Source organism: Streptomyces monticola, assembly GCF_042665355.1.
GTDB lineage: Bacteria > Actinomycetota > Actinomycetes > Streptomycetales > Streptomycetaceae > Streptomyces > Streptomyces monticola.
Map to the genome: position 1 here is coordinate 156,131 of NZ_JBHTCF010000010.1, position 14,193 is coordinate 170,323.

The window sequence follows — 14,193 nt, forward strand, 5'->3', positions numbered from 1 at the left end:
TCGGCCGTGCCCGCCGGAGCACCGAACTCCTGGAAGGCGATGGACTTCTCGACCGGGTAGACCTCGCGGCCGAGGAGTTCGGCGATGATGTACGAGTTGCGGTATGCACCCATGCCCAGGTCGGGCGAGGTGATGCTGTGCGCGTGCACGCCCGCGTTCTGCAGGAAGACTCCGCTGCCGGTCGTGTCGACGCTGTAGTTGCGGCGTACGTCGAAGCGCCCTTGGTCGTCCCACAGCAGCCGGTCGCGGATCGGTGCCAGGAACTCCGGTGCCTCGTAGTGGTATCCGGTGGCGAGGACAAGACCCTGGGTGTCGAGGTCGAAGTCCCGGCCCTGCTCCTGCTGCCTGAGGCCCAGCGTGTACGTGCCATGGGCGTCGTCGTACGCGGCGGAGGTCAGGGCCGTGTTGGTCATGAGGCGCGTCGGGCACGGGCCGCGCCGGTTCTTGAGGTACAGCAGGTCGAAGATCTCGTCGACGAGCTCGGAGTTGATGCCCTTGTAGAGCGGCTTCTGCTCGGTGACCAGGCGGTTGCGGGTGGCTGCGGGAAGCGCGTGGAAGTAGTCCACGTACTCCGGCGAGGTCATCTCCAGGGTGAGCTTGGTGTACTCCAGCGGGAAGAAGCGGGGCGAGCGGGTTACCCAGTTCAGCTCGTATCCGTAGGTGTCGATGTCCTGCAGCAGGTCGTAGTAGATCTCGGCCGCGCTCTGGCCGCTGCCGACGACGGTGATGCTGTCCTTCGTCTGCAGCGAGGACTTGCTGTCCAGGTAGCGGGAGTTGTGCAGGTAGTCGCCGCCGAGTCCGCGGCAGGCTTCGGGGATGTACGGCGGCGTGCCGGTCCCGAGGACGAGCCGGCGCGCGCGGAAGGTCCTTGTCCGGCCACTCGGACGGTGTTCGGCACTGACGGCATAGAGGCCCGCCTCCGTGTCGTACTCGACCGTCGTGACGCGGTGGCCGAAGCGGACGCTGCCGAGTTGTGCGGCGGCCCAGCGGCAGTAGTCGTTGTACTCCTCGCGCAGCGGATAGAAGTTCTCGCGGATGTAGAAGGGGTACAGACGCCCGGATTCCTTCAGGTAGTTGAGGAAGGAGTAGGGCGAGGTGGGGTCGGCCAGGGTGACGAGGTCCGCCATGAACGGCGTCTGGAGGTGGGCGCCCTCCAGGAACATGCCCGAGTGCCAGTCGAAGTCCGGCTTGCTCTCCAGGAAGAGTCCGTGGAGTTCGTCGATGGGCTCGGTGAGGCAGGCGAGGCCGAGGTTGAAGGGGCCGAGGCCGATGGCGATGAAGTCGTAGTCCTCATCGTGGGGGTGGGGGGAAGACAAGGGTGGTTCTCCTGTGCGGGGGAAGAGAGTTACCGCTCAGCTCGCGCGGGCGGCCGGCTCGCGTTCGGGCCCGGCATGCTCCGCGAGGTAGCGCCCGGCGTGCTCGGCGATGAGGTCGAGGACGTCGGCGATGTCCTGGAGGGCGGTCTCGGGGTTGAGCAGCGTGAACTTCAGGTAGTGGGCGCCGTCGACGACGGTCCCGGCCACGACGGCGTCGCCGGAGGCGAACAGCGCCTCGCGGGCGTGCAGATTGACCCGGTCGGTCAGGGCGTGGCTCACACCCGCGGGGCCCGGCGGCACATAGCGGAAGACGAGGGTGCTGAGCTGCGACTTGGTGACGACCTCGAAGCGCGGGTCCTCGTCGAGCAGCCGCCAGGCGTCCGCGGCCCGGTCGATCACCTCGTCGAAGAGGTCGCCGACGGCGTCCGCGCCCATGATGCGCAGGGTCAGCCACAGCTTGAGCGCGTCGAAGCGACGGGTGGTCTGGATGGACTTGTCGACCTGGTTGGGGATGCGCTCCTCGGCCATCCGCGCCGGGTTGAGGTAGTCGGCGTGGTACGTGACGTGGCGCAGGGCCGTGCTGTCGCGGACCAGGATCGCGCTCGAACTGACCGGCTGGAAGAAGGACTTGTGGTAGTCCACGGTGACGGAGTCCGCGTGCTCGATGCCGTCGAGGAGCTGCCGGCGCCGCCGGGAGGCGAGCAGCCCGCCGCCGTACGCCGCGTCGACATGCAGCCACGTGCCGTGGCGCGTGCACAGCTCGGCCAGCTCCGGCAGCGGGTCGATGCTGCCGAAGTCGGTGGTGCCCGCGGTGGCGACGACGGCCATGACCTCCAGGTCCTGGCGCGCGCAGCGCTCCAGCTCGTGTGCCAGCGCGTCGGTGCGCATCCGCTTGTCCCGCTCGCACGGCACGGACACCACGGCCTCCGGGCCGAGTCCGAGGAGCGTGGCGGCCTTGGTGATGCTGAAGTGTCCGGCCTCGGAGGTGAGGATGCGAAGGCGGGGCAGGATCTCGGACCTGGGCAGCGGCCGCTCGGCGTTCTTCTGGACGATCCGGCAGGCCTCTTCGCGGGCGATGAGCATGGCCTGGAGGTTGGACTGGCTGCCGCCGCTGGTGAAGATGCCGTCGGCGGCCGTGCCGAGGCCGATGCGCTCGGCGGTCCAGTCGATGAGGCGGCGTTCGATGAGGGTGCCGCCGGCGCTCTGGTCCCAGGTGTCGAGGGAGGAGTTGACGGCGGAGAGCACGGCTTCGCCGAGAACGGCCGGGATCACCACCGGGCAGTTGAGGTGCGCGAGATAGCGCGGGTGGTGGAAGTAGACGGCGTCACGGAGGTAGACGCTCTCCAGCTCGTCGAGGGCGGCGGCCGGGTCGTTCAGCGGGCGGTCCAGGTCGATGGCGCCGACCTCGGGGGCGAGCCGGTCCGGGGTGATGCCGGTGAACGGCCGCTCGGTGCGGGCGATTCTGTCCGCCACCCGCCCCGCTCCGTCGGTCACGGAGCGCCGGTACTGCTCCGCGGTGTCGCCGTTGAGGAGGTGCGAGCGGGGCGACGCCGCTCTGTACGCCGCCGCCCCGGGTATGGCCTCGTCGGGTGACGCGGCGCCGTCGGGGTGGGGGTGGTAACTCACCTGTCCGTCCTTTCAGTTGGGGACAAGGGTGCGGACACGACCGGGTGCGGACACGGCCGGTCGATGACCATGAAGTAAAGGTAGCCTAACCTAACTAACACGCGTCAACGCAACGGCCTCGCCGACAAGCGGAACAGTCCCCTCCGCGTAACGGGCACCACATTTCACGGCCCTTCGGCCGAGGAAAAGGTGACGTCCCGAAGCCGCGTCTTACGGAGTATGCGGACGCGGGCGATGGGCCCGGATGTCGACAGGCCGCCCGTCGGGGTCATGAGCCGTCATCGTCCACTGCGTGGGCAGCGTCTCGATCGGACCGACCGGCCACCCGGCACGCGCGATGCGCTCGCGGACCTCACACAACTGCCCGTACGTTCCCACCCGAAGCCCCCATCCCGCCCGGTCGAGGGGGTCGAGGCCGGCGCTGGGGGCGGCAGCGGTTTCGACGATCATCAGGTGGTCGTCGCCGCCGACATCGACGACCGCGATCCGGGGATCGGAAGGGGTGGCGCCGCGCTCGAACGCGAGCGCGGCGCCGAGCAACTCCGTGTAGTACGTCACGAGCCGGTCGAGGTCGGTCGTGGACAGCGTCAGATGATTGATTCCGAGAAGATCCGGCATGGTCGGCCAACTGTAATGCGGCCGCCGCACGACGGCACCTTGCCCGTGACCGCCTTTCCGGTCACAACACCCGGTGTATCAGGGCGAGTTGAGCGACGGCTTCGTGGAGGGCGGCGTCGGCTGCCCGACGACGTTCGCGACCCTCAGTCGATACAGAACTCGTTGCCCTCGATGTCCTGCATCGGGATGCACGCGTCATTGCCGTCGTACAGCGTCCGCACATGTACCGCCCCGAGCGGGACCAGCCGTGCGCACTCGGCCTCCAGTGCGGCGAGGCGCTCCTCACCCACGAGTCCGGTGCCGACCCGCACATCAAGATGCAGCCGGTTCTTGGCGGCCTTTCCTTCGGGCACGCGCTGGAAATACAGTCGCGGGCCCACGCCTGAGGGGTCGACGCAGGCAAACCACGCGTCCCGCTGCTCGGGCGGCTGCGAGCGCTTGAACTCGTCCCAAGAGGCGAACCCCTCAGGCGGCGTCGGCACGACGTACCCGAGCACCTCGCACCAGAAACGAGCGAGACGCTCGGGCTCGGCGCAGTCGAAGGTGACCTGGAACTTCTTGATCGACGTCATCGGGTCACCATATGGGCGCGCCCTGCCCGGTGGAACCCCGGGTCGCTCAGGAACCGTCGCTGGTCGTCCAGGAATCCGGGCGCGAAGAGCGAGCGGGGAGCGAAGAGCGCGGTGAGTGTGATCTTGAGGTCCGAGCGTTCGACGGACTGCTTGACCAGGGAATGGGCCGCGTCCGGGTAACGCTTGACCGTCAACGCGCCGCTGCTGCCCAGCACTTGGCGGTAGCCGCGTTCCGTGTCTGCGGTGTCCACGTTGAGGTCTTGGCCCGCGGGGGTCAGCAGCACGGGTATGCCGCGCAGGGAGCGCAGATCCCGAGTGGCGTCCGCGGTGTGGTTCCTGGAGACGAAACCCCAGCGGTCGGCGGTCATGCCGTCCGTGTCGCCGCGCACGGCCTCGACGTACTCCTCGAAGGTGGCCCGGCGTTCCAGCAGTCGGCGGGTGGTGTCGCTCCTCGCGATCGCGGCCCTGGTGCGGGCCGCCGACGCGCCGTCGGCGCGCAGCCCGGCGAGGAGGTGGTAGCGGCCCTGCCGGCGCCAGTTGATCGCGGGCGACACGGCGATGACGAAGCTCACCGGCGTCCTGGCGGCGACCTTCGGCAGGACCCAGCCCGCCTGGCTGGCGCCCCAGAGCCCGATCCGGTCCCTGTCGATGTCCGGGCGGGCCCGCGCCCACGCGATGGCGGCGGATGCCTCGTCGGCCCGGTCGTCCATGGACTGGTCGAGCCAGTTGCCCGGCGCACCGGCGACGCCCGGCTTGTCCCAGGACAGGGAGGCGTAACCGGCTTTCGCGTTCGCTTCCCACAGGGACCTGTAGCCGTCGTCGTCCTTCGCACCACGAAGGACCTGCGCAGGGGCGGCACCCGGGAACCCGCCGAACTCGCCCGCCAGTTGTGGCCCCTGCAGGAGATCGAGGACCGCTATCACCGCCTCAGCCGCATCACCCGGCCGCGACTCGACCGGCTCACCGGCCCTGCCCGGCTCTCCCCGTCCGCGCTCCTGACCATCGCGGTCGAGCTGGCCGCCGAACTCTCCCGCGCCATGGAGCCCGACCCGCTGCTGCCGCCCCAACTCCTCCCCGAGCCCTGGGCCGGCACCCTGGCCCGGGAACTCATCGCCCGGTCCTGGGCGGCCCTGCACGAGCACGACCACGGCGAAGCCCGCCCGGTCCTCTTCCGCCTCTACGCCGACATCACCCGCGAAGCAGCGGACCGGGCCACACGCCCCGAAGGGGCGCGGGGAACTGCGCGGCCGGCCACGACGCACCCGCAGGTGTCATAGGCGTTGGCGAGGCGGCCGCTCGGACAATCAGGTGTCCTGATCCGGGCGTTGGCCGGTTCTCCGGGGCTCCGGTCCCGCAGCGGCGCCTACTTCGGCGAGGTGAGGATCTCGGCCCCGTCGTCGGTGATGGCGATCGTGTGCTCACTGTGTGCCGTCCGGCAGCCCGTCGCGCTGCGCAGCGTCCAGCCGTCGGCGTCGGTGACGAGTTCGGCGGTGTCCGCCATCACCCACGGCTCCAGTGCGAGGAGCAGTCCCGGGCGCAGTTTGTAGCCGCGGCCGGGCCGGCCGGTGTTCGGAACGTGCGGGTCCTGGTGCATCGTAGAGCCGATGCCATGGCCCCCGAACTCGGTGTTGATCGGGTAGCCCGCCTCGCTCAGGACCGTGCCGATGGCGTGGGAGATATCGCCGATACGGGCGCCGGGGCCGGCCGCGGCAATCCCTGCGGCCAGCGCGCGCTCGGTCGCACCGATCATCGCGACGCTCTCGGAGGGCTTGGCGTCGCCCACGAGGAAGCTGATGGCGGCATCCGCGGCGACTCCGCCACGGGAGACGGCGAGGTCGAGTGTGAGCAGATCGCCGTCAGCGAGGGTGTAGTCGTACGGAAGCCCATGGAGCACCGCGTCGTTGACGCCGGTGCAGATGTAGTGGCCGAACGGGCCGCGTCCGAAGGAGGGTGCGTAGTCGACGTAGCAGGACTGCGCTCCCGCCTCGTCGATCATGGCCTTGGCCCACCGGTCGATGTCCAGCAGGTTCGTGCCGATCGTGCTCCGGCTCTTCAGCGTCTGCAGGATGTCGGTGACCAGGGCGCCCGTGTCTTTTGCCCGGGCCAGCAGGGTGGGGTTCAGGATCTCGATCACGCGGCGTCCTTTGCATGCAACCAATAACTATACCGGCCAAACTATACCGGTATTAGAATCGGCGTCATGGTCAGGTTGCCGCTCACTCCCGCAGAGGTCGAACGCGGACAGCGTCTCGGCGCTCTCCTGCGCCGGGCCAGAGGAGAGCGCTCGATGCTCGAGACCGCGCTCGACGCACGGGTCTCGCCGGAGACCCTCCGGAAGATCGAGTCGGGCCGTGTGGCCACCCCCGCCTTCCCGACCATCGCGGCGATCGCCGATGTCCTCGGTCTCTCCCTCGACGCGGTGTGGGCCGAGATCAGCCGGCCCGAACGAGGCGTTGCGGCGGCCGACTCCGGTCACCACCCGCGCGAGCAGCTGACCCGCTGAACAGCCCCGTGCGTCCTCTCAGCCGAACCGCAGGATCCGCGGGGCGAACGTGTTCTCGGGACCGGCGGCGCGGCCGACCGACCACACCGTCTCCGCGCCCGGCACCGCCGCGAGGCGCAGCGTCGAGGAGTCGCCCTCCCCGGCCACCGCCGGTTCGCTGTGCCCGGTGAACGTCTGCCCGTCCCAGGCGAGGAAATCCGGTCCGGGTACCCACGGCGGATAGCTGCCCGGCGGGCCCCACTTCAGCGAGCGCGTCACCGATACCCAGCCCAGCGCGCCGGACGAAGTGGGCGCCAGTGAGGTGACCCCGCCGAAGTCGGTGGGCATGGCCACGCGGCTCCACGTCTGCCCGTCGAAGCGGACCAGGAGGGGCGGGATCGGCCGGCCCACCGGGCCGCCGACGAACCCGGCCGTGCCGCCCGCCCACACCTCCGTCGGCGAGACCGCGAGGACGCTGCCCACGGCCGAGCGCGGGAACCCGTCCACGATCGTCTGCTGCCACTCCTTCCCGTTCCAGTGCGCCACGGCCGCACCCGAGACGGTCTCGCCCGCGGCCCACACGTCGTCGGCCGCTTTCACATGCAGGCCGTACACGGCTCCCGGCGGCACCGGCATCTCCTGCCAGTCGCGCCCGTCCCGGCGCAGCAGCACCAGCGCGCCGTCCCTCGAACCGATCAGCCAGGTCTCACCGCCGCCGGCGACGACTCTGGTCAGCGCCACACCGCGCGGCGGCCGGGTTTCGCGCCAGGCGATGCCGTCGTAGCGGAGCAGGTGGGCGACGCGCTCCGTGTCGCGGCCGACCGCCCACACCGCGGTCGGTGAGGTCGCGGCGATGGACAGCAGTTCGCCCTGCCAGCCGGTCCCGGGCAGATTCTGGCGCTGCCACGCGGTTCCGTCCCAGCGCAGCAGCAGCGGGAAGCCCGGCGCCTCCCGGCCGACGGCGTCGGCGCCCACCGCCCATGCCCGGTCGGGCCCGAGCGCCACGGCCTCGTTGAGGCCGGTCTGCGGGCGCAACTCGGCCGGGACCGGGACGTGTTGCCACGCCTGGGTTTCCGCCGCTGCCGAGGTCATGAAGGTCACGACGGACATCGCGAAAGCCAGCACCACGACGAGAAGTCGGCGTCTCATGGTCAGCCTCCCAGCCGCTCGCTCATCAGGTTCGGTTTCGAGCCGTAGATCTCGACGGTCCCGAAGGACAGCAGTGAGAATCCGGCCCTCGCCAGTGCACGCGGTTTGACGTCGATCGCGTTGGGGCGCTCCGGGCCGTAGGAGTAGGTGGTGTGGGAGCCGCTCACCCGTGCGTACTTCGACTGGAACGCACGGTCGCTGCGCACCGGCAGCCACAGCGCGCCGTCCGGGCCGCGCTCCATGCCTTCGGTGTACGTGTCGCCAAGGGGCGGGTAAGTGGTGCGCCACCTCTGCCCGTTGAAGGTCATCAGGTACGTGTGGGGGCCGCTGTCGGTGTACTGGCTGCCGCCGATCGTGGCCCGGCCCGACGGTTCGAGCAGGATCGTGTGCACGTTGCCGTTCGGCGGCAGCGGCACCTGCGCGTCCCGCCACGCCGTGCCGTCCCAGCGCAGGACGGCGGTACCGGTGGCGGTGTCCGCCCAGGCCCAGGCGTCGGTGGCGGTTCGTGCGGTGATCCCCATCACGTAGTACACGCCGTCCGGGGTGGACTGTGCGGTCCAACCGGAACCGTCGTAGTGCAGGACCTTCAGCCCGTCGTCGTCCTGACCGACCACCCACGCGGCACCCGGCACCGCGGCGAAGTCCTGGTAGATCCACAGGGTCTGCGGCAGCGGCAGGACACTCCAGCCCGCCGCCGACCGGCGCAGGATCTCCCCGCCCGCGCCGCCGCTGTGGAAGATCCACATTTCCTCGCCGACGAACTGCACGTTGCCGAGCCAGCCGAGCTCACCGGCGCCGGGGAAGGTCGTGTCCCGGCTCCACGCCGTGCCGTCCCACCGGTACAGCATCGGGCGCAGCCCGTCGGCGGCGTGCTCGTACCCGCTCGCCCACGCCTCGCCCGGCCCGCGGGCGGCGAGATCCTTCAGGGTCACCGGCGCTGCCGCCGCGGGCGGCACCGGCAGCGCCGACCAGCTCGGCGTCATCGCCGTCGCCGGTGTTTCAGCCGCAGCCGGTGTCTCAGCCGCGGCGGGCGGCACAGCCACGCCCGGCGACACCAACGCGGCACACGCGATCACAAAGCAGACAAGAACCGCACGGAGACCGTTCACATGACCCCCCATAGCGAAGGTCGCAGAGCCTATTGGCGTTCACACACCGTGAACAGAGGCCATTCGGCCTCTCACGTTTCCCTCCGGAGGCCCGTCGTGCCGGGCAACTCCTGGCGCCACGCGCGCAGTTCGCCGTACGGGCCGAAGGACCCGGCGCGACCGGTCCGCGGCGGACACAGTTCCTGTCCGAGTTGATCGCCGCAGGCACCTGGTGGGCCAAGTTCTGAGCAGCGGCGCGAGAAGGCGACCCGCTCAGCTGACCGTCTCAGCCTCCCAGGCCCCCGGCGAACGGCATGGTCCGCCATTGCTCGATGGCGGGTTGCACTGCCTCCTTGAGCATGGGCAGCTGCGGTGCGAGCGCGAGGCACGACACCGCCCGCAGCATGCCGACGGCGTTGACGACGCGCAGGACGCGCTCGTCCAGCTGCCGCAGGCCGAGGCGCCGCGCGGCAGCGTTGTACGCGGCTTCGCAGTCGGGGCCGAGCCCGGCCAGGTCCCACTCCACGGGTCCGAGGGTGACCAGCTCGAAGTCGGAGTACAGCTCACCGGCCGCGACGGTGACGATGTTGACCACCGGCGCATCCCCGTGGACCGGCTGGAGTTCGATGCCGGGGAACTCCGTCCGGAATCCCGCGCGCGAGCCGATCACGGGTTCGAGGACCGCCCACTCCCGGCGTGCGCGGTCCAGATCGGCTGCCGTGATGACGTCGGGGCGCGTGGCGAGAGCGGCAAGTGCCTCGGTGACGAACTGCGGTTCGGCCGCCGAGAGGAACGGCAGCTCGCCGGGGTACGCGCGCAGCGCGGCATGCAGGTCGGCGACGAGAGCGGAGTGGTGCACGTAGTCGGGCTCGGCGTTCTCGTCCCGCGCGACGAACTGCCAGAACGTCATCGAGAAGCCGTCGCGCTGCACAGGTTCACGCGGCACCAGCGGACTGGGCGGAATCACCGGGTGCCCCTGCTCGGCGAGCCACCCCACCACATCGAGCTCGGCGCGCTGGCGCGGCCCCAGGGTGTCGAGTCCGGCGTACGGCGGCAGGACGGTGGGCACCCGGACCACCACGGGCGCCGGAGCCAGGTGCACGACCACGGAGAACATGTCGTGGAGCACCACCGCGTCGCGCACGTCGAGCCCGAGTTCACGCCCCGCGGCGACGGCCGCGCCACGCGCGCGTGCGGTACGGGCGGCCAGCCGGCCGGGCGTCATGCTTTCGCTCATGCCGTGATCGTGCCACGCCGGGCCGGCACCGATCGCCGGTGCGGGGATGGGTAGGGTCGTGCCCAACTGCGTTCTGCCACACGGACGTTCACACGATCGGGGAACTCACATGACCATCGGGGAACTCGCATGACACCTGAGGAGTGGTCCGACTCCCTCGGCATACCCGCCGACCGCCCGACCTCCGCCCGTGCGTACGGCTGGATGCTCGGCGGCAAGGACAACTACGAGATCGACCGGGAGTTCCTCCTCGCCACGCTGCCGAGCTTCCCCGAGTGCGTGGACATCGCCCGGCAGAACCGCCTCTTCCTCTACCGCGCGGTGCGCCATCTGGCGCAGGAGGCCGGGATCCGCCAGTTCATCGACATGGGCTGCGGCCTTCCCACCGACGACAATGTCCACCAGGTCGCCCAGCGGTTCGTACCGGACGCCCGCGTCGTGTACGTCGACATGGACCCGATCGTCCTCGCCCACGGCCGCGCGCTGCTCGCCGACGACCGGTCCACCACGGTGATCGCCGCCGATATGCGGGACCAGGACGCGGTGTTGGGTCACCCCGATGTGGCGCGGCTCATCGACTTCGACGAGCCGGTCGCCGTGTTGTTCCTCTCGGTGGTGCACCATCTCACCGACGCCGACTCCCCCCGGCGCGTCCTGCGCACCATCGTCGACCGCGCCGCGCCCGGCAGCTTCCTGGGCCTGTCCCAAGTCGTCTCCGACGACGCGGAGACCGGCGCCGCCATGTCGGCACACATCTCCGCGGGCGGCATCCCCTGGCAGACCCGCACACCGGCCGAGGTCGACGTGTTCGTCCAGGGCCTCGAGCCCGTGGCGCCAGGCCTTGTGGATCTGCCCGACTGGCACCCCGACGCCTCCCAGCCGGCCCTCGATCCGGCCCCTGAGGCCCTCCTGCCGTACATCGGCGCCACCCGGCACAACAAACGGGTCTACGAATACGGCGGGCTGCTGCGCAAACCGTAGGTCCCTTGCTGTCAGCACTACTTGACCCGTGTCTCGCACCGCATCCTGCGCCCGTGACCGACCTCGCGCTCCGGCCCGGTCAGAGTGAGCGGCACTGTGTGGTGGACGAGGGCGCTGGAGGCGGCGACACGCAGTTCGAGGGCTCCGGGTTCGACGACGCGGCGGCCGTCGGCGCCGGTGTACGCGGCGAGGTCGGCGGGGAACGTGGCGTGCACCTCGGCCGAGGCGCCGGCCTCCAGCGGCACCCGGGCGTAGCCGACGAGCCGGACCTCGGGCCGGGCAACGGTGCCGAGCGGGTCGTGGAGGTAGAGCTGGACGACCTCTGTGCCCGCCCGGTCGCCGGTGTTGCGGACGGTCAGCCTGATCGACGTCTCGCCGTCCGTGGGGAGTTCGGGGGTCTCGCACTCGGGGGCGTCCCAGGTGAACGCGGTGTAGGACAGGCCGTGCCCGAACGGGTACAGCGGAGTCGGGTCCACGGTGCTGGGGAAGCCGTGCCGGCCCAGCGGCGGCGCGAGATACGGGGCGGGCTGGCCGCCGGGGCTGCGCGGCACCCCGACGGGCAGCCGCCCCGAGGGGTCGACGCGGCCGGAGAGGACGCCCGCGACGGCCGGGCCGCCCGCCTGCCCGGGGAAGAACGCCTGGACGACGGCGGCGGCCCGGTCGGCCCAGCGGCCCAGGGCGTAGGGCCTTCCGCTGAGTACGACGATGACGACCGGCGCGCCGGAGGCCAGCGCCTCGTCAAGGACCTCTGCCTGGCCGTACGGCAGTTGCAGGTCCTCGGTGTCGCAGCCCTCCCCCGACGAGCCGCGCCCGAACAGACCCGACCGGTCCCCGACGACGGCCAGGCAGACCTCGGCCGCCGCCGGATCGTCGACGAACGTGGCGCCGGGGAGCTCGGCGCGCAGCGCCTCGGCAAGGGTCAACACCTCCACTCCCGTGGGGAGTCCGGGGTGGTGCACGCCCACGTGCCGGGGGAAGGTGTAGCAGCCGAGCATGGCGGCCTGCTCATGGGCGAGCGCGCCGAGGAGGGCGATACGCGGCTCGTCACCCAGAGGCAGCACCCCGGCGTCGTTGGCGCACAGGACGACCGACTCCTCGGCGGCCTGCTGTGCCAGCTCCCGCATTTGCGGAGGGTTCAGGTCGACGGGCACGCCGCTCGTGACGGTCTCCACGTCCGGGTCCAGCAGGCCCAGTTCGCACTTCTGCGTGAGGACGCGCAGCGCGGCCCGGTCGAGCAGGTCCTCGGGGAGCGGATCTGCGGTGCTGAAGCAGCGGGCCGCCGGAAGCTCCACGTCGACACCGGCCGCGAGGGCGAGCCGCGCGGCGCCGCCTTCCCCGTCGGCGACCCGGTGCGCTTCTTCGAGGAGCGAGACGCCGTAATAGTCCGAGACCACGGTTCCGGTGAACTGCCAGTGCTCGCGCAGAACTTGGGTGAGCAGCTCGGTGTGGGCGTGGGCGGGCAGGCCGTCGATGTCGTTGTAGGCGGGCATCACGGAGCGGGCGCCGCCGTCACGCACCGCCATCTCGAACGGCGGCAGGAGCACGTCCGCGAGTTCGCGCGGGCCGAGCGCGGCGGGCGCGTGGTTGCGGGCGGCGCGCGAGGCCGAGTACCCGGCGAAGTGCTTGAGCGTGGCGACGATCCCGGCCGCTTCCAGGCCCCGCACATAGGCGGTGCCGATGGTGCCGACGAGGTAGGGGTCCTCGCCGATCGCCTCCTCGGTACGGCCCCAGCGTGGATCCCGTACGACGTCCAGGACCGGCGCGAGTCCCTGGTGGATGCCGACCGCGCGCATCGACGTGCCGATGGCCTCGGCCATTTCGGTGATCAGCGCGGGGTCGAAGGTGGCGCCCCAGGCGAGCGGGGTCGGGAAGACGGTGGCCTGCCAGGCGGCGAAGCCGGTCAGGCATTCCTCGTGGGCGATCGCGGGCAGGCCGAAGCGGTTTCCGGCGCGGATGGTGCGCTGCAGCTCGGCCAGGCGCTCGACGCCCTCGGCGGGCTCGACGGGCACGGTGCCGAAGGGCCGGGTGAGGTGGCCGAGGCCGTAGGGGCGGAGTGCGTCCAGGGCTGCGCTGCCGGCGGCGTAGGCGTGCTGGCCCGGGGCGACGTCGGCGTCCGCTGTTCCCTCGGCGGCGGCGCCGATCCAGACGCCGGCCAGCTGGGCGGTCTTCTCCTTCGTGGTCATCCGGGCGAGCAGGTCCGCCGCCCGGACGTGGGCGGGCATGGTGGTGTCCTGCCAGGGCTCGACCATGGAACTCCTCAAACGCGTTACGGGTACGGGATGTTGGCCTGCACGGGGGTCAGCCCTTGGTGGCGCCCATCGTGATGCCGCCGATCAACTGCCGTTCCGCGACGGCGTAGAAGGCGAGCGCGGGCACCATGGCCAGGACGAGATAGGCGAAGATACGGGCGATGTCGGTGGCGTACTGCCCCTGGAACTGCTGGACGCCGATGGGGATCGTCCACCAGGACTGCTCGCTGAACACCAGGAGCGGCAGCAGGAAGTTGTTCCAGCTGCCGACGACGGCGAGGATCGACACGGTGCCGAGCGCGGGCCGCGCCATGGGCAGCAGGATCCGCCGGAAGAACCCGAACGCCGAGCAGCCGTCGAGGGTGGCGGCCTCCTCCAGTTCGCCGGGTATCTCCCGGAAGAAGCCGCGCAGGATCACGATCGTCACGGGCAGTCCGAACGCGGCCTGCGGCAGGATCACACCCCAGGGGTTGTCGAGCAGCCCGAACGTGCGCAGCAGGATGAACAGCGGCAGGATCGCCACGGCGAACGGGAACATCAGGCCGACGGCGAACAGGGTGAAGAACAACTCCCGCCCGCGGAAGGCGAAGCGGGCGAGGGCGAAGGCAGCGAGGGCCGCGGTCCCCACCGTGAGCACGGTCGTGCCGACGGCGATCAGCGTGGAGGAGCCCAGCATGCGCCAGAACGCACCGGAGGCGAGCACATCGGTGTAGTTGGACGTCACCCACGGCGAGGGCAGTCCGAACGTGTTGCGGGAGAGCTGGTCGGTGGACTTGAACCCGGACACCAGCGCGTACAGCAGCGGTGTGACCATGACGATGCCGACCAGCCACACGATCACGTACAGCGGCACGGAGCGCAGCCTGCTGCGCATG

Annotated in this window: 13 protein-coding genes and 1 pseudogene; 3 read left to right on the top strand and 11 right to left on the bottom strand. The window is 70.8% G+C overall.

Annotated elements, in window-relative coordinates; translation table 11 throughout:
- Positions 1-23 precede the first annotated feature (23 nt).
- From ACFQVC_RS23290 to ACFQVC_RS23310, 5 genes and pseudogenes are all read right to left on the bottom strand, one after another.
- Positions 24-1,316: pseudogene (locus tag ACFQVC_RS23290) on the bottom strand (lysine N(6)-hydroxylase/L-ornithine N(5)-oxygenase family protein); the annotation flags it as partial.
- A 36-nt stretch (positions 1,317-1,352) separates the two neighbouring features.
- Positions 1,353-2,894 carry a pyridoxal phosphate-dependent decarboxylase family protein gene (locus ACFQVC_RS23295; protein ID WP_381833936.1) on the bottom strand — a complete coding sequence of 514 codons (1,542 nt, stop codon included), beginning with the start codon at positions 2,892-2,894 and terminating at the stop codon, positions 1,353-1,355.
- Between the two features lie 258 nt (positions 2,895-3,152).
- Positions 3,153-3,560, bottom strand: a complete 408-nt coding sequence (locus tag ACFQVC_RS23300; protein WP_381833548.1) for a VOC family protein — start codon at positions 3,558-3,560, stop codon at positions 3,153-3,155.
- Positions 3,561-3,703: 143 nt separating this feature from the next.
- Positions 3,704-4,132 (bottom strand): VOC family protein, encoded by a 429-nt coding sequence (locus tag ACFQVC_RS23305; RefSeq protein ID WP_381833551.1) that lies wholly within the window; start codon positions 4,130-4,132, stop codon positions 3,704-3,706.
- Positions 4,129-5,019, bottom strand: coding sequence for an alpha/beta hydrolase family protein (locus ACFQVC_RS23310; RefSeq protein WP_381833939.1), 891 nt, complete (start codon positions 5,017-5,019; stop codon positions 4,129-4,131). The genes ACFQVC_RS23305 and ACFQVC_RS23310 overlap by 4 nt, the downstream gene beginning before the upstream one ends.
- Between ACFQVC_RS23310 and ACFQVC_RS23315 the strand changes: the two genes are divergently transcribed.
- Positions 5,020-5,409, top strand: a complete 390-nt coding sequence (locus ACFQVC_RS23315; RefSeq protein ID WP_381833554.1) for a PaaX family transcriptional regulator C-terminal domain-containing protein — start codon at positions 5,020-5,022, stop codon at positions 5,407-5,409.
- Positions 5,410-5,495: 86 nt separating this feature from the next.
- Here the strand turns inward: ACFQVC_RS23315 and map are convergent, their stop codons facing one another.
- Entirely contained in the window at positions 5,496-6,266 is a 771-nt protein-coding gene (gene map / locus ACFQVC_RS23320) for a type I methionyl aminopeptidase (protein ID WP_381833557.1), read from the bottom strand.
- A gap of 66 nt (positions 6,267-6,332) precedes the next feature.
- On the opposite strand from map, the gene ACFQVC_RS23325 reads away from it, so the two are divergent.
- Positions 6,333-6,635: a helix-turn-helix domain-containing protein gene (locus tag ACFQVC_RS23325; RefSeq protein WP_381833559.1), complete on the top strand. Its 303-nt coding sequence runs from the start codon at positions 6,333-6,335 to the stop codon at positions 6,633-6,635.
- A gap of 18 nt (positions 6,636-6,653) precedes the next feature.
- Here ACFQVC_RS23325 and ACFQVC_RS23330 read toward each other — a convergent pair whose 3' ends face one another.
- The 3 genes from ACFQVC_RS23330 to ACFQVC_RS23340 form a co-directional block, all read right to left on the bottom strand.
- Positions 6,654-7,763, bottom strand: a complete 1,110-nt coding sequence (locus tag ACFQVC_RS23330) for a beta propeller repeat protein (RefSeq protein WP_381833562.1) — start codon at positions 7,761-7,763, stop codon at positions 6,654-6,656.
- Positions 7,764-7,765: 2 nt separating this feature from the next.
- On the bottom strand, positions 7,766-8,872 hold the full coding sequence (locus tag ACFQVC_RS23335; protein ID WP_381833565.1) for a hypothetical protein: 1,107 nt from the start codon (positions 8,870-8,872) through the stop codon (positions 7,766-7,768).
- 265 nt (positions 8,873-9,137) lie between these two features.
- Positions 9,138-10,088 carry an aminoglycoside phosphotransferase family protein gene (locus tag ACFQVC_RS23340; RefSeq protein WP_381833568.1) on the bottom strand — a complete coding sequence of 317 codons (951 nt, stop codon included), beginning with the start codon at positions 10,086-10,088 and terminating at the stop codon, positions 9,138-9,140.
- Positions 10,089-10,217: 129 nt separating this feature from the next.
- On the opposite strand from ACFQVC_RS23340, the gene ACFQVC_RS23345 reads away from it, so the two are divergent.
- Positions 10,218-11,069 (top strand): SAM-dependent methyltransferase, encoded by an 852-nt coding sequence (locus tag ACFQVC_RS23345; RefSeq protein WP_381833571.1) that lies wholly within the window; start codon positions 10,218-10,220, stop codon positions 11,067-11,069.
- Positions 11,070-11,086: 17 nt separating this feature from the next.
- Here the strand turns inward: ACFQVC_RS23345 and ACFQVC_RS23350 are convergent, their stop codons facing one another.
- A complete protein-coding gene (locus ACFQVC_RS23350; protein WP_381833574.1) occupies positions 11,087-13,318 on the bottom strand; it encodes a beta-glucosidase in 2,232 nt (743 codons plus the stop codon).
- 49 nt (positions 13,319-13,367) lie between these two features.
- A complete protein-coding gene (locus ACFQVC_RS23355; RefSeq protein WP_381833577.1) occupies positions 13,368-14,192 on the bottom strand; it encodes a carbohydrate ABC transporter permease in 825 nt (274 codons plus the stop codon).
- Position 14,193: the final 1 nt, after the last annotated feature.

Coding starts and splice junctions, on each gene's coding strand:
- ACFQVC_RS23305 (WP_381833551.1), bottom strand. CDS start 4,132: ATGACGTCGATCAAGAAGTTCCAGGTCACCTTCGACTGCGCCGAGCCC.
- ACFQVC_RS23345 (WP_381833571.1), top strand. CDS start 10,218: ATGACACCTGAGGAGTGGTCCGACTCCCTCGGCATACCCGCCGACCGC.
- ACFQVC_RS23330 (WP_381833562.1), bottom strand. CDS start 7,763: ATGAGACGCCGACTTCTCGTCGTGGTGCTGGCTTTCGCGATGTCCGTC.
- ACFQVC_RS23355 (WP_381833577.1), bottom strand. CDS start 14,192: ATGCGCAGCAGGCTGCGCTCCGTGCCGCTGTACGTGATCGTGTGGCTG.
- ACFQVC_RS23340 (WP_381833568.1), bottom strand. CDS start 10,088: ATGAGCGAAAGCATGACGCCCGGCCGGCTGGCCGCCCGTACCGCACGC.
- ACFQVC_RS23350 (WP_381833574.1), bottom strand. CDS start 13,318: ATGGTCGAGCCCTGGCAGGACACCACCATGCCCGCCCACGTCCGGGCG.
- ACFQVC_RS23325 (WP_381833559.1), top strand. CDS start 6,333: ATGGTCAGGTTGCCGCTCACTCCCGCAGAGGTCGAACGCGGACAGCGT.
- ACFQVC_RS23300 (WP_381833548.1), bottom strand. CDS start 3,560: ATGCCGGATCTTCTCGGAATCAATCATCTGACGCTGTCCACGACCGAC.